This is a genomic window from Buttiauxella agrestis (genome assembly GCF_900446255.1).
Lineage (GTDB): Bacteria > Pseudomonadota > Gammaproteobacteria > Enterobacterales > Enterobacteriaceae > Buttiauxella > Buttiauxella agrestis.
The window spans coordinates 1,819,013-1,840,371 of record NZ_UIGI01000001.1 but is presented as its reverse complement, the minus strand read 5'-3'; the positions used below and the strand labels follow the sequence as shown (position 1 = coordinate 1,840,371).

At 47.8% G+C, this 21,359-nt stretch carries 20 protein-coding genes and 3 tRNA genes; 2 read left to right on the top strand and 21 right to left on the bottom strand.

Annotated features, from left to right (window positions below; genetic code table 11):
* Complete coding sequence (locus DY231_RS08775) at nucleotides 1-1,017, top strand: tyrosine-type recombinase/integrase (protein WP_115628017.1); 1,017 nt, start codon at nucleotides 1-3, stop codon at nucleotides 1,015-1,017.
* Between the two features lie 130 nt (nucleotides 1,018-1,147).
* Here the strand turns inward: DY231_RS08775 and DY231_RS08770 are convergent.
* From DY231_RS08770 to uvrY, 6 genes are all read right to left on the bottom strand, one after another.
* Nucleotides 1,148-1,234, bottom strand: a tRNA-Leu gene (locus tag DY231_RS08770).
* Between the two features lie 12 nt (nucleotides 1,235-1,246).
* Nucleotides 1,247-1,320, bottom strand: a tRNA-Cys gene (locus tag DY231_RS08765).
* 49 nt (nucleotides 1,321-1,369) lie between these two features.
* Nucleotides 1,370-1,445: transfer RNA gene (locus tag DY231_RS08760), tRNA-Gly, on the bottom strand.
* Nucleotides 1,446-1,603: 158 nt separating this feature from the next.
* Entirely contained in the window at nucleotides 1,604-2,152 is a 549-nt protein-coding gene (gene pgsA / locus DY231_RS08755) for a CDP-diacylglycerol--glycerol-3-phosphate 3-phosphatidyltransferase (RefSeq protein WP_034496190.1), read from the bottom strand.
* Nucleotides 2,153-2,209: 57 nt separating this feature from the next.
* Nucleotides 2,210-4,042, bottom strand: coding sequence for an excinuclease ABC subunit UvrC (gene uvrC / locus DY231_RS08750; protein WP_034496192.1), 1,833 nt, complete (start codon nucleotides 4,040-4,042; stop codon nucleotides 2,210-2,212).
* Complete coding sequence (gene uvrY / locus DY231_RS08745) at nucleotides 4,035-4,694, bottom strand: UvrY/SirA/GacA family response regulator transcription factor (RefSeq protein WP_034496195.1); 660 nt, start codon at nucleotides 4,692-4,694, stop codon at nucleotides 4,035-4,037. Before uvrY ends, uvrC begins: the two co-directional genes overlap by 8 nt.
* A 423-nt stretch (nucleotides 4,695-5,117) precedes the next feature.
* On the opposite strand from uvrY, the gene DY231_RS08740 reads away from it, so the two are divergent.
* On the top strand, nucleotides 5,118-5,342 hold the full coding sequence (locus tag DY231_RS08740) for a DUF2594 family protein (protein ID WP_034496197.1): 225 nt from the start codon (nucleotides 5,118-5,120) through the stop codon (nucleotides 5,340-5,342).
* 73 nt (nucleotides 5,343-5,415) lie between these two features.
* Here DY231_RS08740 and sdiA read toward each other — a convergent pair whose 3' ends face one another.
* From sdiA to DY231_RS08665, 15 genes are all read right to left on the bottom strand, one after another.
* A complete protein-coding gene (gene sdiA, locus DY231_RS08735; RefSeq protein ID WP_115628016.1) occupies nucleotides 5,416-6,138 on the bottom strand; it encodes a quorum-sensing transcriptional regulator SdiA in 723 nt (240 codons plus the stop codon).
* A 115-nt stretch (nucleotides 6,139-6,253) separates the two neighbouring features.
* Nucleotides 6,254-7,006 (bottom strand): L-cystine ABC transporter ATP-binding protein TcyN, encoded by a 753-nt coding sequence (tcyN, locus tag DY231_RS08730; protein ID WP_034496202.1) that lies wholly within the window; start codon nucleotides 7,004-7,006, stop codon nucleotides 6,254-6,256.
* On the bottom strand, nucleotides 7,003-7,671 hold the full coding sequence (gene tcyL, locus DY231_RS08725) for a cystine ABC transporter permease (protein WP_034496204.1): 669 nt from the start codon (nucleotides 7,669-7,671) through the stop codon (nucleotides 7,003-7,005). Before tcyL ends, tcyN begins: the two co-directional genes overlap by 4 nt.
* Nucleotides 7,672-7,686: 15 nt before the next feature.
* A complete protein-coding gene (gene dcyD, locus DY231_RS08720) occupies nucleotides 7,687-8,673 on the bottom strand; it encodes a D-cysteine desulfhydrase (RefSeq protein ID WP_115628015.1) in 987 nt (328 codons plus the stop codon).
* A 124-nt stretch (nucleotides 8,674-8,797) separates the two neighbouring features.
* On the bottom strand, nucleotides 8,798-9,598 hold the full coding sequence (gene tcyJ / locus DY231_RS08715; RefSeq protein WP_115628014.1) for a cystine ABC transporter substrate-binding protein: 801 nt from the start codon (nucleotides 9,596-9,598) through the stop codon (nucleotides 8,798-8,800).
* An 85-nt stretch (nucleotides 9,599-9,683) separates the two neighbouring features.
* Nucleotides 9,684-10,235, bottom strand: coding sequence for a flagella biosynthesis regulatory protein FliZ (gene fliZ, locus DY231_RS08710; RefSeq protein ID WP_034496211.1), 552 nt, complete (start codon nucleotides 10,233-10,235; stop codon nucleotides 9,684-9,686).
* Nucleotides 10,236-10,272: 37 nt separating this feature from the next.
* Complete coding sequence (locus DY231_RS08705; RefSeq protein ID WP_034496214.1) at nucleotides 10,273-10,992, bottom strand: RNA polymerase sigma factor FliA; 720 nt, start codon at nucleotides 10,990-10,992, stop codon at nucleotides 10,273-10,275.
* A gap of 159 nt (nucleotides 10,993-11,151) precedes the next feature.
* Entirely contained in the window at nucleotides 11,152-11,895 is a 744-nt protein-coding gene (locus DY231_RS08700) for a class I SAM-dependent methyltransferase (RefSeq protein WP_115628013.1), read from the bottom strand.
* Nucleotides 11,896-11,905: 10 nt separating this feature from the next.
* Complete coding sequence (locus DY231_RS08695) at nucleotides 11,906-12,346, bottom strand: GNAT family N-acetyltransferase (protein ID WP_115628012.1); 441 nt, start codon at nucleotides 12,344-12,346, stop codon at nucleotides 11,906-11,908.
* Nucleotides 12,343-13,311 (bottom strand): glycoside hydrolase family protein, encoded by a 969-nt coding sequence (locus tag DY231_RS08690; protein ID WP_115628011.1) that lies wholly within the window; start codon nucleotides 13,309-13,311, stop codon nucleotides 12,343-12,345. Before DY231_RS08690 ends, DY231_RS08695 begins: the two co-directional genes overlap by 4 nt.
* Nucleotides 13,308-14,270 carry a glycoside hydrolase family protein gene (locus DY231_RS08685; RefSeq protein WP_115631809.1) on the bottom strand — a complete coding sequence of 321 codons (963 nt, stop codon included), beginning with the start codon at nucleotides 14,268-14,270 and terminating at the stop codon, nucleotides 13,308-13,310. The genes DY231_RS08690 and DY231_RS08685 overlap by 4 nt, the downstream gene beginning before the upstream one ends.
* 3 nt (nucleotides 14,271-14,273) lie before the next feature.
* Nucleotides 14,274-14,972, bottom strand: a complete 699-nt coding sequence (locus DY231_RS08680) for a WbqC family protein (protein WP_115628010.1) — start codon at nucleotides 14,970-14,972, stop codon at nucleotides 14,274-14,276.
* A gap of 17 nt (nucleotides 14,973-14,989) precedes the next feature.
* On the bottom strand, nucleotides 14,990-16,153 hold the full coding sequence (locus tag DY231_RS08675) for a DegT/DnrJ/EryC1/StrS family aminotransferase (RefSeq protein WP_305954887.1): 1,164 nt from the start codon (nucleotides 16,151-16,153) through the stop codon (nucleotides 14,990-14,992).
* Between the two features lie 146 nt (nucleotides 16,154-16,299).
* Complete coding sequence (locus tag DY231_RS08670; RefSeq protein ID WP_115628008.1) at nucleotides 16,300-19,851, bottom strand: O-linked N-acetylglucosamine transferase family protein; 3,552 nt, start codon at nucleotides 19,849-19,851, stop codon at nucleotides 16,300-16,302.
* 72 nt (nucleotides 19,852-19,923) lie between these two features.
* Nucleotides 19,924-21,201 (bottom strand): FliC/FljB family flagellin, encoded by a 1,278-nt coding sequence (locus DY231_RS08665; protein WP_115628007.1) that lies wholly within the window; start codon nucleotides 21,199-21,201, stop codon nucleotides 19,924-19,926.
* Nucleotides 21,202-21,359 lie beyond the last annotated feature (158 nt).

Here is a 21,359-nt window from a genome sequence, read left to right as displayed (position 1 = left end):
ATGGTCGGAAAACGTAAAAGTCCCAATGACAATATCTTTCCTCCTCGAGTATACCGGGGGAAGTCAAAATTTGAATACCACCCAGCAGGTGGCGGCTCAATTTCACTCTGCCCTCTCAACTCGCCTATTTCACTTGTCTGGGCAAAATTCGAAGCTGAAAAGGCAAAAAAAGAGGCAGCATCAAATCTGCATGCGCTGGCTGAAGAATTTTTCGAATCAGCTGATTTCACAAAATTAAGCCTCGATACCAGGAAGGATTATAGAAAATACTCAAATAAGTTAATGCCTGTATTTGGGAATATGGATCCAGATTGTATTAAACCGCAGCATATTCGAAAATATATGGATAAACGCGGGGTTGCCAGTCAAACACAGGCCAACCGGGAAAAAGCGTTTTTATCCCGTCTGTATAGCTGGGCTTACGAGCGAGGAAAAGTGAAGTTAAACCCATGCAAGGGAGTTCGTCAGTTTAAGGAGGAAGCACGCGACCGCTATATTACCGACGAAGAATATAACGCACTTTACAGTGTTAGCCCTTTATTGGTGAAGGTAGCAATGGAAATAGCGTATTTGTGCCTCGCCAGACAAAAAGATGTTCTGGCTCTAAAAAAATCCGAGCTACTTGATGCTGGCATGTTCATCGCTCAAGGCAAGACAGGAAAGAAACAAATCAAAGCCTGGTCTAATAGGTTGAGAGCCGTAATCACGATGGCAAAAGATTTGCCATTAAAACCCAGCATGTCTTCGATCTATGTACTGCATAAAGCAGATGGGCAGAAATATACGAGGGATGGATTTAACAGCAGGTGGGAGGTAGCAAGAGAGGTGGCGCGGCAAAAATTTCCACACCTGAGTTTTGACTTTACGTTTCACGACTTGAAGGCAAAAGGTGTTTCTGATCTTGAAGGAACCCTCCAAGAGAAACAACAAATATCTGGACACAAAACGATCACTCAGACTGCGCGTTATGACCGCAAGGTGCAAATTGTCCCTGTTGTCGGCGGTCAGGGTAAGTGATTATTTATGCAAACAGGGGAATATCATGTTAGGAAAGATGTTAGGAAAACGATTTTCAGTCAATAAAAAACCACCCGAAGGTGGTTTTCACGACACTGCTTTATCATTGATTTTATAGCTTTTATTCCCATGGTGCCCGGGGCGGGACTTGAACCCGCACAGCGCGAACGCCGAGGGATTTTAAATCCCTTGTGTCTACCGATTTCACCACCCGGGCTCGGGAAGAAAGTGGAGGCGCGTTCCGGAGTCGAACCGGACTAGACGGATTTGCAATCCGCTACATAACCGCTTTGCTAACGCGCCAAAACTTTTTACCTTTGCAGGCTGTAACAGAATTTCTGCTACATAAATTTGGAGCGGGAAACGAGACTCGAACTCGCGACCCCGACCTTGGCAAGGTCGTGCTCTACCAACTGAGCTATTCCCGCAAAATCTTTTAATGAAGCTTAACGCTAATCATTTGATTTTACTATCTTCTGGCAAGCTGTGCTGCCGTTCGATGCGTTGCATTCTACTTAGATGGCGCGGTGAGTCAATGAAATTTTCCACCACCGCGTTCCGTTTGCTGAAATTTGCACCGGACCGATCACGGTTCGAGCAAATCGCCCCTTGCGGCGGCCAAATATTGGAACATTGACCAGAAAGTTAATACCGCAGCAATGAAGAATAAACCGATACCGGTGTACTCGATCCACATATTTGGACGCCAGAGCATTCCTATCAGCGCCAGCATTTGTGCCATAGTCTTGGCTTTGCCAATCCAGGAAACCGCCACACTGCTGCGTTTGCCGATTTCAGCCATCCATTCACGTAACGCAGAAATAATAATTTCACGAGCAATCATGGTCGCCGCAGGCAGTGTCACCCACCATGCGTGATAGTGCTGAACCACCAGCACCAGCGCGACGACGACCATCACTTTATCCGCTACCGGATCAAGGAAGGCCCCGAAACGGGTGCTTTGATTCCAGCGACGCGCCAGAAAACCATCGAACCAATCAGTGATAGCGGCAAACCAGAAGATAAACGCGCATAGGAATGGCGCCCAGCTAAACGGCAGATAAAAAGCCAGCACAAAGAATGGGATAAGGACGATACGAAACAGAGTAAGCAATGTTGGGATATTAAATTGCATAGTGCTGGTTAACTGTCTGTCGTAAGTGGAAATTGTCTCTATGTTGCTACAGAGGCCTTAATGTTTCAACGAGTAGAAGATCTTTTCTGCTAACGCTTGCGAGATACCTGGCACTTTTGCAATTTCTTCTACGGATGCATTCTTTAATGGTTGCAATCCCCCCATATATTTCAACAACATCTGGCGACGTTTCGGACCAACGCCTTCGATAGTCTCCAGAGCACTGGTATTTTTTACTTTTGCGCGTTTTTTACGATGCCCGGAAATCGCGTGGTCATGGGATTCATCACGGATATGCTGGATGACATGAAGCGCCGGGGAATCTGGCGGTAGCGAGAAGCCCTCTCCTTCCGGTTCAAAGAACAATGTCTCCAGGCCAGCTTTTCGGTCAACGCCCTTCGCCACGCCCAGCAACAGAGGATGATTTTTATCCCACGGCACGTCCAGCTCCGCGAAAACCTTTTTCGCCTGCCCTAATTGCCCTTTACCGCCATCAATAAGAATGACGTCTGGCACTTTGCTTTCGTCAATGGCCTTACCATAACGGCGGCGCAGAACTTGATTCATCGCCGCGTAATCATCGCCAGGCGTGATCCCTTCGATGTTGTAGCGACGATACTCAGCGCGTAATGGACCATTGGCATCAAACACCACGCAGGAAGCGATGGTCTGCTCACCCATCGTGTGGCTGATATCAAAACACTCCATTCTTTTAATGGCCGGTAATTCCAGCACGCTGGCTAAGGCCGCCAGACGTTGATGTATCGTGGACTGCTGCGCCAGACGAGTCACCAAAGCCGTTGCGGCGTTGGTACGGGCGAGTTTCAGGTAACGTGCACGATCGCCCCGAGGCTTGGTTTGCACGTTAATTCGCCGCCCGGCTAACTCGGTGAGGGAGTCAGACAGCAATGTTTTATCCGGCAAGTTGAAATCGAGCAGAATTTCAGAAGGCAATGTGCGCATCGCGCTGCCTTGCAAATAGAACTGCCCCACAAACGTTTCGACGACTTCCGCAAGCTCGGTGCCATTTGGCACCTTCGGGAAGTAACTGCGGCTGCCCAACACTTTGCCCTGACGGATAAAGAGAACATGTACGCACGCCATGCCCGCATCGAAGGAGACGCCTATCACATCCAGGTCGTCGCCAGTGTTTGAAACAAACTGTTTTTCCGTGACGCGACGTACAGCCTGAATCTGGTCACGAATTCTCGCGGCCTCTTCAAACTCAAGATTTTTGCTCGCCTGCTCCATTCGCTCAATCAGTTGATTCAGAACCTGGTCGTCTTTTCCGGAAAGGAATAAGCGCACATATTCAACTTGTTGAGCGTAATCCTCTTCGCTGACTAAACCTGCCACACACGGACCCAGGCAACGCCCAATCTGGTATTGCAGGCAAGGACGCGAGCGGTTGCGATAAACATTGTTTTCGCACTGGCGAATCGGGAAGATTTTTTGTAGCAACGCCAGCGTTTCACGCACGGCATAACCATTCGGGAACGGCCCGAAATATTCGCCTTTCGCGTGTTTCGCTCCACGGTGCATAGCCAGCCGCGGATGTGTGTCACCGCTGAGGAAAATAAAAGGATAGGATTTGTCATCACGCAGCAGCACGTTATAGCGCGGCTGATAAAGCTTGATGTAGTTGTGTTCCAGCAGCAGTGCTTCTGTTTCGGTATGAGTTACCGTCACATCAATATGCTGGATTAATGCCACCAGGGCTTCGGTTTTACGGCTGGCAAGATTGCTCCTGAAGTAGCTCGACAGGCGCTTTTTGAGATCTTTGGCTTTACCAACGTAAATAACCGTTTCGCTGGCGTCATACATGCGATAGACGCCAGGTTGGCTGGTGACAGTTTTGAGAAAAGCGCGTGGGTCAAAAATTTCACTCACTACTGATTAACGTCTCCGCACTAAATAAACCATGACGAATTGCAAGGTGTGTCAGCTCAACATCGCCACTGATATTCAGTTTACTAAACATGCGGTAACGGTAACTGTTGACCGTTTTCGGGCTGAGATTAAGCTGCTCTGAGATTTCATTGACCTTCTGGCCTTTGGTGATCATCAGCATAATCTGTAATTCGCGCTCAGACAAACTGGCAAACGGGGTATCCGTTTTCTCCGGTTCAATCTGGCTTAATGCCATCTGCTGAGCAATATCGGACGCGATGTAACGCTGGCCGGCGTTAACCGAACGAATAGCGTTCACAACATCCTGCGGCGCGGCACCTTTACTTAAATAACCGGAGGCACCTGCTTGCATGACTTTTGCTGGCAGCGGGTTTTCAGTGTGAATCGTCAACATAATCACTTTGATATCATTTGAATATCGCGCGATTTTACGTGTTGCTTCAAGACCACCCATTCCCGGCATATTCATGTCCATCAGGACAACATCAACCGGATGACTACGGCACCATTTAACGGCATCCTCACCGCAATTTGCTTCACCTGATATCTTGATCCCTTTGATATCTTCAAGAATGCGTCGTATCCCTGCGCGCACCAGTTCGTGGTCATCAACAAGAAGTACGTTGATCAAAGGGGAACTCTCCAGAAAAGGGATTACGCTGCTAAAATTACCAGGACATATTAACGGGTTTTTCGGCAACTTTAAAATCTAAAAGCAGATTTTAAGAATTCAAACTGCTTTTGGAAATTTAATTGTACAGTGGAAACTGTACACACCTGCTGTTTAATTCATATAACCAAATAATAAAAATGCTTTTCATATTAAAAAAAACGATAACCCATTAATAATTACAAGTATTTATAATGTTGATAAACACCCTGCTTTTTAACTATTAATAAACATCTTTAAAACAAATCCACTGCATCGTACAGATAGCAATCTGCCCTATATGCTTAAGCACTAATAAAATGGTTTATGAGTGTGCTATACTCCGCCGCCTTACGAAGCCGTTACACTTAATGACGGTGTACCAACCGAGACCGAGGAACACAAATGAGCACTCCTGATTTTTCCACTGCAGATAACAGTAGTGAACTGGCTATTGAAGTCACCTGCCTGAAAGCGATGCTGACTCAGATGCTGAAAGCCATGGGCCAAGCCGATGCAGGCAAGGTTATCATCAAAATGGAAAAGCAAATTGCTCAAATGGAAGACTCGTCCCACGCAGAGGTGTTTGGTAACACTGTTAAGCAAATTAAACAGGCTTACCGTCAGTAATCTCTGCGCAGCGGCTGGATGAGTTCTCATTCTCCAGCCGTTTTGTTAGCCCCACCCTCTCAATTCCTTTACTTCAAATTATCCCAATCGCTGCGGCGTAACAGGCAATTTGCGTTTTATTCGGCGCATTAAACTTCTTCTGCATATTTTTCTGGTGAAAATTCACGGTATTTTCTGATATCGACAAAATAATCGCGATCTCAGCAGATGTTTTCCCTTCGCCCGTCCATTGCAATATTTCCCGCTCACGCTTACTGAGTTTCAATGTCACTGCGTCCATTGTTGAATCATTAAGACGTGTTAATGTCATCAGGCTTAATTCACCCAAATATTGCAGACGCAATTGCAGGAGATCATCGGCTAATATTTTTCCTTTATTAGCGGTGCGTGAAACAGACAAAAAACCCAACGCACGATTCGGCGACATCACGCACTGACTGATGCCGCGCCGCAGACCATGATCCCTCGCCGCATCCCAGAATTCCTGCGTATCGCCAAAAAGCGCATCGTCCCAGGGCAGATTACCGCGCATGAAATTTTCAGGACGCAACACCGGGTCAATCGCGAAATAATTAGCAGCATGATAGTGATCAAGCCAGCTTTGCGGATACGACGACCTGAGCGACGTTTTAGGGCGGGTAAAAGGCACCGGGTGGCGAATACACAGAGAGAAATAATCAAATTCCATCAATTCTGTTTGCTGATGAAGAATTTTTGTTATTTCATCCGCCTCGGTAACCGACTGGAAGATATTAAGTACATCCTGTCGCCAGCGAAAAAAGTTGTGATCATCCATTATGTCTGGCGTTTCTCCTGACACTTAAATCATTCTCGAAAGTTATGTTTAACGCTATCACATTTATCAAAATTATTAATGTATTTTAATGTTGGCCCGAACAGGGCCAACAAGATTACTGCGTGAGGAATTTTTCGAGAAATTGCTGAGTGCGCGGCTGCTTAGGATTTGCAAACAGTTCGCGGGCTGGCCCTTGCTCAACGATGCGCCCTTGATCCATAAAAATTGCGCGGTCTGCCACATCACGCGCAAAGCTCATTTCGTGGGTCACAATCACCATCGTGCGTTTTTCTTCGGCCAGTTGGCGAATGGTACTTAACACTTCGCCCACCAGCTCTGGATCAAGCGCAGAAGTCGGTTCGTCAAACAGAATCACTTCCGGACGCATCGCCAGCGCACGAGCAATCGCCACTCGCTGCTGTTGACCGCCAGAGAGACGACGCGGGTAGCTGGTTTCTTTACCGCTCAACCCGACTTTTGCCAACAATTCACGCGCTCGCGCAATCGCCTCTTCTTTCGGCTCACCTTTTACAATCACCGGCCCTTCAATGATATTTTCAATCACCGTCCGATGAGGGAAAAGATTAAAACTCTGGAACACGAAACCGACATGCTGGCGTAATTCGCGCACGCGATTTTTCTGTTTACTCAGCGATTGCGCGGCATCAATCGTAATCTCGCCGACTTTAATAGTTCCGGACTCCGGCTGTTCCAGCAAGTTAATACAGCGCAGCAGTGTGGTTTTACCCGAACCGCTCGGCCCGATAATCGCCACCACTTCGCCGGCTTTCACTTCCAGATCGATCCCGTGCAGCACCGTCTGCCCGTGGAATTTTTTGACCAGTTGTTTTACGTCGATGGCGCTCATTTTGGATCCCTGTCCTGGCGATTAAGTTGATTTTCAAAGTAGTTTTGCAACGTGGAAAGCACCGTTGCCATCACCCAGTAAATCAATGAAGCCGCGAGATACATGGTAAATACCTCAAGCGTACGCGAAGTGATCAGTTGCGCCTGGCGGAACAGTTCAGGAACCTGAATGGTCGCTGCCAGCGAAGTATCTTTCACCAGGCTAATAAAGCTATTGCTCAGCGGAGGCAATGCCACCCGCGCCGCCTGCGGTAAAATCGCCCGGCGCAGCGTTTGCCAGGGTGTCATACCGATACTCGCCGCCGCTTCCCACTGCCCCTTCTCGATTGACGAAATCGCCGCACGCAAGGTTTCAGAGGCATAAGCCGCCGTATTCAGAGACAGACCAATCATGGCCGCCGGGATGGGATCCAGTTCGATACCAAACTGTGGCAGGCCGTAATAAATCATAAATAGCTGGGCGATTAATGGCGTACCGCGGAAAATCGACACGTAAAAACGTGATAACCACGAAAACGGCCAAAATGGCGATAAACGCATCAGCGCCAATAAAAAGCCGAGAATCAGCCCAAAGAACATGCCGCCGATGCTGAGTTGCAGCGTAAAGACGGCCCCTTTGAGCAGGAATGGTGCCGAATCCAGCACCAGTTGAATACTTTCTTGCATAGATACCCTGTTTTTCTAAATATGCGGATGGTAAGCGAACAATGCCGGCGCACCACCGGTATGAATAAAGATAATCGGGCCGTCGTCTTTAAAACGCTTCTGCGCCACGCCATCAATTAAACCCGCCATCGCTTTGCCGGTATAAACCGGATCGAGCAAAATCCCTTCCAGGCGCGCCAGTAATTTAATCGCCTCAAGCCCTTCTTCATTAGGCGTGCCGTAGCCCGGCGCGAAATAATCATCCCAAAGCACGATCGGATTATTTGCGCTGACACTCAGAGACTGCGCAACGGCATGCTGTAACGCTTCCACTTTCGGCAACTGTTGGGCAATCGAGCGTGAAACGGTAACGCCGATTAAATCAACATCAGGCATCACTTGCTCAAGCCCTACAGCCAACCCGGCATGCGTCCCCGCGCTACCTGATGCGACCACAACAGACGACACATTCACCGCGCCTTCACACTGCTGCGCGATTTCCAGGGCGCTTTCAACATAACCCAAAGCACCCAGCGCGTTTGAACCGCCAACCGGAATCACATACGGGCGAAAACCCTGCGCTTCAAGGCGCACGGCGATCTCTTCCAGTTGGCTATCTGGCGAATGCAGCGCATCACACATTTCGATTTCGGCATCAAACAAATCGAGCATCAAACGGTTGCCGTTAGTGAGGTAGTTTTCAGCCTTAGTACCAATCGGGTTTTCCAGCAGGGCGACACATTTCAATCCGAGTTTTGCGGCAACCGCCGCAGTCTGGCGAACGTGGTTCGACTGAATCGCACCGGCCGTAACCAGGGTATCTGCACCTTCACGCAACGCGTCAGCCGCCAGGAACTCAAGCTTACGCAGCTTATTACCGCCCATAGCCATTGGCGTGGTGTCGTCACGTTTAATATAAATTTCTCGCCCGAGGTAATCGGAAAAACGCGGCAGATATTCGAGAGGCGTCGGTGCGCCGATAAATTCCAGACGCGGAAAGCGCGTCAGATTGTGCAGTGACATGAGCAACTCCATTACACTTTGAATAAAATCCAGATTTATTCATTATGCACCAGCCGGGCAAAATGCCCGCAAATACAAATAAAAAAGGTGCTGAAATCAGCACCTTTTTTCAGGTTTTGAGAAATTATTTGGTGACGTCAGCGCCAAACCACTTCTCAGAAAGTTTGGCTAAAGAGCCGTCTTTCTGCATCTCAGCGATACCTTTGTTAATCGCTTCGACCAGGTCTTCGTTGCCTTTACGCACGGCGACACCGGCTTCCTGACGCGAGAACGCATCACCCGCTACGGCCAGAGTGTCTTTGGTTTTCTTGACCAGATCGAGCGCGGCCAGGCGGTCAACCAGAATCGCGTCAATACGGCCTACGCGCAGATCCTGATATTTAGTCGGGTCATCATCATAAGTGCGGATATCAACGCCCTGCACATTGGCACGCAACCACTCTTCGTAGTTAGTCCCAAGGCCCACGCCGACTTTTTTGCCTTTCAGCGAATCCGGCCCGGTAATGCTGCCTTCATTGCCCTTTTTCACCAGCGCCTGAATACCCGAAACGGTGTACGGCGTGGAGAAATCATATTTTTTCTTACGTTCGTCAGAAATGGTGACCTGGTTAATCACCACGTCGATGCGTTTGGAATCGAGCGACGCCAGCATGCCATCCCATTTAGTTGGTTTGAGAGACGCTTTCACGCCCAGGTGTTGTGCCAGTTGCTCGGCAAATTCCACTTCAAAGCCGGTCAGCTTGCCGTCATCACCCTGGAAGCTAAACGGAGGATAAGTTCCTTCCAGCCCAACCAACAGCGTGCCGCGCTCTTTCACTTTATTAAGTAAATTTTCTGCCGCAAAAGTTTTTACGCTCGCACCCGCGACCATTGCCACTGCCAGTACGCCCATCAGCGCCTGACGCCCTACCATTGCAAATTTCATAGTCACCCCGAAGATTGATAATTTGGTTGTATTGTAGCGACTTAATATAATCAATCAAAAACACTACGCTACAACTTATGCCATTTTAATATATATCAGAAGTTGATTTATTTTCCTGGTATTGGGCACTGGTATTTTGGTTCAGGGTTTGAAACTGCCCGTACTTGCGTAGCGCAATGCGGTAGTTATTGGTGCTGGTCGTCGGCAACCAGGGTTCAAGTGAGTCGTCGAAATAACCTTTAGCGGAGGAAGGAGCGGGAATATTCTGCGAGGCCAGATGATTTCCGAGACGGCGCAGGCGCACCACATATTCGCGGATAGTGCCGTGGCTCATCTCAGTCTGGTCAAAAAGATACTCTTTAAAGCCGATGATATCGAAATAGTGCTGCTGCTCTTTGCAGTACAAATCACCACAAAAACGGCACAATGCCGCCCATGACTGACGCTCAACCTGCCAGCCATTTTCATCAATTAAGGTATCCAGTTGTGCGATTGCCGTTTTGCTGACAATTTCACCGCGGCGCGTAAGCGTGATGCGGTCGAGCAATTTTGCGCACTGCGCACAATGTGTTTGCGTGTGTTTAAAGTCTTTTAAGAAGCGGCTTAATGGCCGTTTTTTTAATTGCTGCACCGTCATGATGTTATCCCGGTCGTCTTATAATATGCGGCACTCCCTACAGCTTTCCGAGCTTAGTGCGTAAGCGTTTAATCGCCTGGCTGTGCAACTGACTGACACGCGACTCCCCCACTTCCAGTACCGCGCCGATCTCTTTGAGATTCAGCTCTTCCTGGTAATAAAGGGTCAGCACCATTTTTTCACGATCGGGCAGCGCCTCAATGGCGTCCATCACGCGTTGGCGTAAATTCCCCTCCAACAATTGTTGCAGCGGGTTCGCCTGCTGATGCTCTTCAGTAATCAGTTCGATACTATCGCCATGCTCTTCACGCCACTCGTCATAAGAGAAAAGTTGGCTGTTGTTGGTGTCGAGCAACATCTGACGGTACTCGTTGAGCGGGATATCCAACCGTTCTGCCACTTCAGTTTCCGTCGCATTACGGCCCAGCTCTTGCTCCAGTTGACCAATTGCCTGCGCAACGCCGCGGGCGTTACGCCTGACGCTGCGGGGCACCCAGTCACGGCTGCGCAACTCATCAAGCATCGCCCCACGGATGCGCTGCACCGCGTAGGTAGTAAATGCCGTTCCTTGCAGGGCATCATAACGGTCCACTGCGTTTAACAACCCGATGCCGCCCGCCTGTAGCAGGTCGTCAAGCTCCACACTCGCGGGCAGGCGTACCTGCAGGCGCAATGCTTCGTGACGCACCAGCGGTACATAACGCTGCCACAGCGAGTGTTTATCCATCACACCTTCAGCGGTATACAGTGAATTCACGATAAACAGCCCTGCGTTAGTTGAGTTATCGGCATGATTATCCGTTTCTGGAGGGTTTTTAATCGCAAGAATAGTGGGTGAAATGAGGGGTTATTTGGGGGTTATGGGTAACAAGGGCAAAACATTTTCCTGAAAAGGAAAATGTTTTGCCCCATTGGATCATTTACCTTTTTCACACATCAAAAATATGCTTGAGCAGAGATCAGGATATTGCTGCCCTAATTGATAGCACCCCTCAAGATATTCCGAGGAAATAATGTCAGTTTGTAACAAGCGATCCCATTGGAAATTAGCCAAAGCTTTAAAAAAAATACCAGAACGATGGACAACTTTCAGACCCGCAGCGGTCGCATCACGTTCCAGAGTATCGAGGCTGTATGTACAACGATGCCCATGTTCTGCTTCCGCTTGCGTCACCGCTGAATTATGTGAAATCAAGCCCATTTTGACAGCAATCTGACGAGAAGGCGCATTGGCATTTGGACAAACAAGGAAGAATCGGCCTCCTTCAGCAAGCCACTCATCATTGATACGGCGAAGCACTTTTACGGGATCGTCAATATGCTCAAGAACATGCGTAAGAACAATATTATCGTAACGCTTGGGTAATTCAGCCTGCTCAAACATTGAGTGGATATATTTAACATTCTCGCCAAGCTTCGAATGCGCCTGTTTAATTGCTAAATCCGAGGCTTCAACGCAAGTAATATCATCAAAATGCTCAAGAAAACGGCGCGTGAAATCGCCTTTAAAACTGCCTAACTCAAGCAGGCTTCCTTTATTAAAGAAAGGCTGAAATGAGCGGATCATAAAAGGATGCATGATGCCGAAGTCAAAGTTATAGGCATATTGATGATCTGCCGCATCATTAATTTCTTTATTGTAATCACGAGATTCAATCATTTTCTGTTCTCTACAAATTCAATATCATCATTGTCGATTGAGATGTCACCTGTTCCGAGACAAATCCAAACTGCTGATATAGTCGCATCGCGGCAATATTGGTTTCATTGACCTCAAGTTTCAGCGTATCGAAACCAATTTCTCGAACAGTTTCAATTGCATTACGCAGGAGTTCACTCGCAATACCCCGCCCCTGGAAATCAGGAACGACACTCACGTTAGTCACAAACGCTCCATTTTGAGGATCGTTGCAGTAAACGCACAGCAACCCAACCAAAGTCCCCTGCTGCCAGGTTTCCAGGCAGAGCGCATGATCGGTTAATTTCTTTGCATAGTTAGCAATGTTAACTTTACTGCTGAGTTTCGGCTGAAAAAGGGCGTCACATAAGTTTAAATGCTCTGCCACCTGTTCAGCGCTCGCATGCCCTGCGCAAACTTCAATATCATTCATCGTGATTTCAGTTCAGCAAGGCCAAATCCGGTGCGGCCAAATTCGTTTCCGTTATACAGCAGGCAAATTCTACCGTCGCATTCAAATATATGGGGATAACACTGCATATCGCTGTTCCATTCGCCAGCGTTCCCCACATCAGGCACCTGCGAATCATCGCGGGTCCAGGTCAGCCCATCTACAGACCATGCGTATCCCAGACGATAACCACGGCCTACGGCCTGGCGGAAATTCCAGGATTCTCGATAACAGAAAAACATGTGGTAACGGCCACGTGTGTAAATCACGCTTGGCAGTGCCTGACTTTCATCCGCACCGAGCACATCGGGTATAATCTGGTGTGCCTCTTCACGCTGCCAGTTAATTCCATCTTCTGAACGCGCATAGCCAATTTTATAAGTACGATCCGGGACGCCTCCCGACTCGTACTGCTTCCAGCCCGTGCCAAAGATGTACCACATGTGAAAAGTGTCACGGATGACTTTCACAAACGCATCCGCGACCAGGCAAGGCTCATGCAGTGATGCGGCCATCACTGGCCCCATTCCGTGTCGACGGAAGGTTTTCCCGTCATCGTCGCTTATAGCTAAACCAATTGCCGTATCGACAGAAACAGAAACTCGCCGATTCCAGCCGGTCGTAAACGCAAAAACCTTATCCTGGTGGCTCACGACATTGAATGGAAAGATGCCATGCTCATCAAAACATCCAAGTTCCCCTTCTGGAATAACAGCCTCTCGATTGGTCGCAATCACTTTACGCAGGCTTTTATCCATATCAACGTAAGAAACATGGCTGACATACTTCCCATTTTTAGGGTCGACCGAGCGGGTAGAAAAATAGATGCGAATAAAATCGTCAAATACTAGTGTCTGAGGAGATTGTGCGAATAGCCCTTTGCGGCCAGCAAATTCATATTCGGTCGGGTCAAAGATTTTACCGTGGTCCTGCCATTGCAAAGTCATTCTAATTCTCCCTGCAATTCAGCCAGACCAAAGCCTTCACGCCCGACACCATCCCCGAGGTAAAACATGTACGTTTTCCCATCCAGTTCAAAAACATGCGGATAGCTGATCATCTCGGCATCCCATCCTTCTTCTGAGACATCAATACCCGCTTTACTGTCGTCGCGCAGCCAGTCGATCAGATTTTCGCTGGAGGCGTAGCCAATGCGATAGCCATGCTGTTTACTGCGATAAAAACTGCTGTATCGGTAGCAGAAAAACATGTGGTATTTACCGTTTGCATAGATCACGTCAGGGCTTGCCTGAGCTTCATCTTCTTCAATACGGCTAGCAATCAAATCTCGGTTAAGCTTTTGCCAGTGCAGCCCATCATCGGAGGTTGCCATTCTGATTTTGTATACTGGCTCCGCCCGTCCTTCGACCAACTTCCACTTGCGTCCTGCGATATAAAACAGCTGCCACTGCTCACCGAAACGGCGAATTTTCGGGCCGCTCATCACAAACGGTTCATCAGGTGAATAGCTAATGACCGGGCCGCAACCCGTTCTTTTAAAACTTACGCCGTTGTCTTCGCTAATAGCGGTGCCGATGGCAACATTAAAAGGCACCGATTCACAACGCGTCCAGCCCGCATACCAGGCCCGAACTTTATCGCCGTCACGGGCCACTGACACCGGATAAGTTCCGAATTCATCGAACTCCCCATATTCTCCAAGTGGAAGAATTGGCTGCTCAGAAACCCTGAGCACATTGAGCAAATTCTTGCGGTCAAGATCCACCCATGCGGAGTAACTCACATACTGACCCGCTGCGTCAGCAGCAGGTCGGCATGAAAAATAGACCCGAATAAAATCATCAAAAATCAGCGTTGCAGGGGCTTGAGCGAACGCATTAAGCCACGGGCGACCAGTCACCTTTTGCGGGGTAAATACTTTCCCGAGCTTTTTCCAATGGAACATCATTTATACCAGAGAGTAGTTATGCCTGATGCGGTGACACACCGCATCAAGGGAGTTAAACATCAACACATCGAGAATCGACAACCAGGGCACAAAAGAAGAACCAAACTGAGGATATTCAAACGCATCGGATTGGATAAAACTCAGGGAAATACCCTGTTGGGAAAAATCTTCCTTGCTGTAAAGCTCTCTACCACCAATCGCATTGATATAACTTTGAGCATCTAATGCACGGCAAATGGACAGAACTTTATCCTGGCCTTTTAATGTCGAATCAACGGGCAGTGAAGAAGAGATAACGAATTTTGTTTTTAGCTCGAGAAGCGCCGCTATTTTGCGTATGGAGTGATACAGATAATCGAAAAGATTCCCCGCAGGGTAATTCACGATAGTTTCAATATGGGGAAAAATATCTTGGAAATAAGGGGCTTTAGCGTAAGCACCACGAATTTGATTGAGTAATTTTTGCTTATCAAACTCAGGTGATAGCTCGCGGTCGACGATGCAAAGTGAATCCGATGCTTTTTTTAGTGGCAAACTAAATGTCGCATCCTGGCCATTGCTCAGCATACGGTTACGATTTATCCATCCTTTTTTGGTGTACTTTATGTTGTCATAAACTACGAAAGTATCCACCACCGCCATCAGCTGAAAATAGCCAATGTAAGGAAAAAAATAGGGTTGCATAATGGCAATCTTCATACCTAAACCACTCTATTCTATGCGCTTAATAAATTAAGTTCAGGCGATAACGCTGGTGATTTTTGCGGTCGTAAGCTTGATGCCATAATCGTGATAATTCTTTCCTGATCGGCACGGCTAAGGCCAGGATAAATCGGTAAGCACAGCACCGCCTGTGAGGCAGCATCTGCCACTTGTAAGCCTTCAATTTTGGCCGAAGGCAAATGGCGGTACATAGAGAATGAGCTGATAAGGGGGAAGAAATAACGACGCGTAAAGATATTCTGCTGGCGTAGTGCTTGATAAACGCCATCTCTTGTCGCGGCGAGCCCAGGGCGAATCATCACCGGGAAATAGGCGTAATTCCACTCAACGTTTTCTGGCGGTGCCAAAAACTCAACTTCAGGTAATTCCGACTGAATTAATTCGACATAGTAACGGTATATTTCTGCGCGATCGTTAAGCGCTGTATCAATATACTGTAATTGCAACATTCCAAACGATGCCTGTACCTCATTCATTTTGGCATTTATCCCTGGAGCCATAACTACCGTTTCATCAGCGAAACCGAAGTTTTTTAAATAATCAATACGCTGTTTGGTTTTTGCATCCGGGCATATTATCGCCCCGCCCTCAAAGGTATTAAATACTTTAGTCGCATGGAAGCTCAACACCGAAAGGTCACCACAATTCAGGATGCTGGTGCCATTTTGTTTTACGCCGAAAGCATGAGCTGCATCGTAAATAACCTTCAGGCCGTAAGTATCTGCTATGCGCTGGATTTTGTCGGTATCGCAAGGAATACCATAACAATGCACTGGCAAAATAGCTGAGGTTTGCGGGGTTATCAGCGCCTCGATTTTGTCAGGATCAAGGTTAAAAGTTTGCGGATCAATATCGGCAAATACCGGCGTCAGACCATTCCATAAAAGGCTGTGGGATGTGGCGACAAAAGAATAAGGCGTTGTGATGACTTCACCGGTAACACGTAGCGTTTGAAACGCCGTCAGCAGCGCGAGTGTTCCGTTGGCAAATAAACATAAATGTTCAACACCGAGATAATCGGCTAATGCTTGTTCCAGTTGCTGGTGAAAAGGGCCAGCGTTGGTGAGTTGTTTGTTCTGCCAAATCTGTTCCAGATAAGGAATAAACTCTTCAAGAGGAGGTAGTAATGGGCTGGTTACATAAATATTGTCTTTCACGTTAATCCCCTTGAAGGTTTCCATCTGACTACAGCAGTGTGCCAATAATAATTTGTTTAGGATTGGCTAATGAGCTAAACACAGCCCTTTTTCTACGCCAATTAACGCAACCATCTACGCTACGAGTTGCGCTAATTAGCGCGATATCAATTTTCCGGGACAACAAAACCTTCGGCTCCACCGGTTTCACAATATATTTCCCAGGCTTTGCGCAGCGTTTGTTCTAAATACCAGGCAGGGGAAATTGTTGAATCACCCATCGACTCGATTCGCACGCGCATCGTTGCCCGTAAATCATCTAGCATTTTTAGGTCTTTGCTGAACGCCAGTGCTTTTTCGACATATTCATCGATAGAGTTGACCACAAATTCATCCAGGCCGAACTGGCACATATTGGCCACGCCCTGGCGCGAAACAAGAGTTTCCCCGGCTAGCGTTAAGGTAGGCACGCCCATCCACAAGGCATAGTTGGTCGTGGTTCCGCCGGTATATGGGAAGCAATCGAGCAGCAGATCGACTTCATTATGCATATCAAGATAAGTTGAAAGCTGAGTCCTTTCGCGGAAGATAAGCTGTTGCGGCAGCACGCCCCATCCGAGCATTTTGTTATTAATTTCAGCAATTAAGTCCGAACCCAACATAAAGCCAATCAGTAACCTGGCGTCCGGCTGTGCTGTGAGAATTTTTGCCCAGGTTTCCAGCACAACATCGTTTAATTTGCTCGGGCGGTTAAAGCTCGCATAGGTGAAATAACCGTTGCTTAGCGCAGGCAATGGTTTGATGTCTGGTGCGTTATCCACTGGCTCAAACTGCTTACTAAACGGCATGTAGATCAGTTCTTCGGTGAACTGTTTTTCCAACAGTCCCGGCTGTGCAAGTTTGTTATGGACAATGACATAATCCATTTCGCTAAGTCCGGTGGTTCCTGGGTAGCCGATAAACGACATAGAAACAGGCGCCGGTTTCAAGGCAAAGGCCGGTAAACGGTTATGGTCGGTGTGCCCGGAAAGGTCGATCAGAATATCAATTTCAGCCGCATGGATTTCTTTTGCCAGCTCGATATTGCTGATGCTTTTGGCATCGGACCAAGCGGTTGCGGTGCGTTTGAGTTGAAGTGTCATCACATCATTCAACGGGGAGGTCTGCCAGGCATAAAGTGCAAATTTATCCTGATCCAGAGCATCCCACATTGGGCGAATAAAGTTAGTCACCGGATGATTACCGAAGTCACCAGAAACAAACCCGACACGTAATTTACGGGCTGGGTCTTTTTCATTGTGATGAGAAAAAGTCACGTTCTGCTGTTTCGCCCAGCGGCTGGCCATACGCCCATATTTTTGGTGCTCACTAAAGAAACACTCCGGGGTAATATCCGGTGAGTGAGAAAGACCAAACAAGTAGTTAGTGAAATAAGTGAATTCAGCAGGCGCGCTTTCGCAGGCTTTGCGCATCCAGCTAACTGCATCAACAATTTTCGACTGCGAACTCAGTAACGTCGCCATGCTTGAAAGTGCATTACTGTTTGATGGCTCGACCTCCAGCGCCTTACGGATACAAACTTCTGCCAGTTTATAGTTTTTATCTTCCTGATATAACTCAGAAAGTTGTAACCATATCATGGTTGGGCGATGATTAAATCGTAAACAATAGCGACTCAACTTTTCCGCATACCAGTAATGTCTTAGCTTCCCAAGCAACAAGGTATAGTCGTAATACATTGCCCAGGAGCTAGACTCTAATGAAAACGCTAATGCGAAAGTACGCAAGGCATCGTCATAACATGAAAGTTTAAAATAGACTTGTGCCAGGCGGTGCAACAGATGCGGATTATTAGTTTGCTCTTGTGCAAGAGTGGCTAAATAATCACAGGCCTCGTTATAGCGCCCCTGATTTAACAGTTGGCTCGCTCGCTTTTCAATTCGGCTATCCAGCGCCGGGAATGATGAATAACCGGGATGTTTCTTGCGAGCAATATCACTCACCAATGCGGCATTCGTTATCTGAAAGCGAGTCTCCATTCCATAATGGGTAAATAGCATCAGGCTATTTACATAGGCGATAATATTGTTTGGATCCTGCAGACCAATCACCGCCTGCATTAGTTTTTGCCAGGCACGCGGCGAGCCAGTCATCATTCCTTTACGGCGCAATGCATCGAGCAGCGGCAAAGTTTCTGGATTGATACACCGTGGATCGCTGCTTAATAATTGATATTCCGCAAGATCCAGAGGAATAGACTGATACCACAAATTAAAACCAAGCGGCGAAACTATTTCCGGGTGGTTCATTTCAACAAGCCCAGAAAGTGGTTTTAAGGTGTTATTTTCGCTAAGACTATAAGGACAAGCCCCAAAGCAATACAACAAGCTTTCAGAACCTTTACGGAATAGCGAATAGAGAACGTTCAGCATGCGATCAGCGTGGTTAGCATCATCGCTTTCCGGTTTGGTGGTATGAAACACCAATTGTTCGAAGCTTAAACTTAATGGCCAGGCATCACCCAATAGGTCTAGGGCTTGTAGCGTCAGCTCATCCTCGGTACGAAGCAGATCTCCCTGCGGCGTAAAGTGGGCGTTTTCCGGGCCATTTTTATCACCAAAAAGCCGCTGGAAATTGCCAGCCCAATTCAATTCTTTAAGTTTTTGTTTATCAGGTGCTGCAAGAATTTCTCCTTGCCGACTGGCAGCCGCCAGCAAACTGAAGCGTTCAGCACGGTTGGTCGCAAAGTCCAGGTACTGTTGTTGCACTACTTTGTTAGCTACCGGGCAAATTGTTTTATGCAACTGCGCCACATCGGAGCCGTAAAAATCCGCTATTTCAGTCCACGGATGCGCATCGCCCACATAGGCCAAACCGTTTCGCTCAACCATGGCGTTAAAGTCCACCAGATAGTTTGCTTCATTCAGGCCAGAGAGATACTTAAGTGCCAGTTCACTATCGCTATTTTGATTAACTTCATCAATCAAGGGAGCGAGGCTTAGACGCTGCAGGTTTTGTTTGCTCATTCCCAGCTCAAGCCAGGTTGCCACTGCGCGTGCACTGGCGGTTATTTCTTGCTGAGTTGTTGCAAGGCTGCTGTGCAATAACATCGCATCGCGGAGAGTTTCGCTGGTTTTTGCTCCCGGATAGGTTGGCCATTTAATCGCGATAATGCCGTCAGGACTCAAATGCTGGCGGCAATATGCCAGCAGTGATTCACGGGTTGGGTTATCCAACAGCGTAAAAATACCCTGCAAAATAATGTAATCCTGCTCGCCAGGTAAACTGGCTAAGAGTTCATTGAGTTGCAGGCAATATAATTCCAGGTTGCCGATTCCCGCCGAAGAAATGCAATGCTGTCCGCGGCTGATAGCATCAGCATCTATATCAATTCCGATAACTGAAGCCCCCTGCCAGGCACTTGCAAAGGGAATTAAATTTATTCCGCTTTCGCAACCTAGCACCAGAACCCGGGCATTTTTCAGATCGGGGGCCGTAATGCCGTATAAGTGGGCAACGGCGCGCAGATGCTGAGGTGCGGCATAGTTATCAAGTTGAGGTGAACCATGTTGGGTCGTTGTCGACAGAGCGACAGCTTCGGTATCAGCGATATGAGCCACGGGAATATCCTGTTGAGAGAAACGGCAAATCAGCCTTACGTTAACAATATTTCTTTCAGGCAATTCGCAGAAAACAGCCTGTGCAAGGGGGTTATTCAAGCTATCCCCTTACTTTTATCAGGCAAAAAAAAAGCCAACCCCGAAGGATTGGCTTTGTATATCGAAAACCGATTAACGCAGCAGAGACAGAACGTTCTGTGGAACCTGGTTTGCCTGTGCCAGAACAGAAGTACCTGCTTGTTGCAGAATCTGTGCACGTGACATGTTAGAAACTTCGGTCGCGTAGTCAGCATCCTGAATACGGGACTGTGCAGAAGACAGATTGCCGCTGGTGTTGTTCAGGTTGGTGATAGCAGAATCCAGACGGTTTTGGACCGCACCCAGGGAGCTACGGAATTTATCAACTTTCGCGATAGCGGCGTCGATAGTTGCTAATGGATCAACAGAAGCCGCACCAGAGAACAGCGCAGCATTTGATTTATTAGCGATATCGCCCACATTGCTTGCGCCTGTCGCCGCAGTTGCGCCGGAGTTAGAGATAGCACCAGCTGCCGCATTGTAGTTTTTACCCTGAACAGTCACATAACCCTGTGCATTGCCGTTTGAATCTGTGCCCACTTTAACCAGCTGTGCAGACATAGAACCGGTGGTAACACCGTTTTTGCTGTCAGAGTAGCTGACATCGCTAGTGTTAAGCGTCACTTTACCTGTTGCATCGTCAACAGATACTGCGTAGTTGTCGCTACCAGAGCTAACAACGTATGTACCAGTGCTTGCGCCAGTTGAAGTCTGAACGTTTTTCAGTTGCAGAGTGCCAGCATCAACACCCAGTTTGGTAGCAACAGTGCTCAAATCAACATCTTTCAGATTACCGGCAGAACCCACCTGAGTGATCGGTGCGCTGGTTTTCAGTGCGTTGCCAGAAACAGAGAAACCGTTCAGACCCAGTGTAGAAGAGTCAATTTTTTGCAGATCGATACTGATGGTTTCGCCATCGTTAGCGCCAACCTGAATTTTCATTGAGGTGTCGTTAGCCAGTACTTTCACGCCGTTGAACTGAGTCTGACCAGATACACGGTCGATTTCAGCCAGACGGGAAGTGATTTCGTCCTGGATGGAGCTCAGGTCAGTACCAGAGTTAGAACCGGTAGAAGCCTGTACAGACAGCTCACGGATACGTTGTAAGTTGTTGTTGATTTCGCTCAGTGAGCCTTCAGTTGTTTGCGCAACGGAAATACCGTCGTTGGCGTTACGAGAAGCCTGAGTCAGACCTTTGATGTTAGACGTGAAGCGGTTAGCAATTGCCTGACCTGCCGCATCGTCTTTGGCGCTGTTGATACGCAGACCAGAAGACAAACGCTCAATAGCAGTGCCCAGAGAAGACTGAGATTTGTTCAGATTGTTTTGGGTCAACAGCGACAGGCTGTTAGTGTTGATAACTTGTGCCATGATTTTATCCTTATCAATTCACATTTTGTGGTTGGGCTGTTGCCCGCGGTTTCTCACCGTCTACCATGTATCGGCACACTATTTTTGAACTTTAGAAATATTTTAGTTTTTCACTAGCCGCAGAAATAACCCGCAACGCCTTCATTATTCTCGCCATT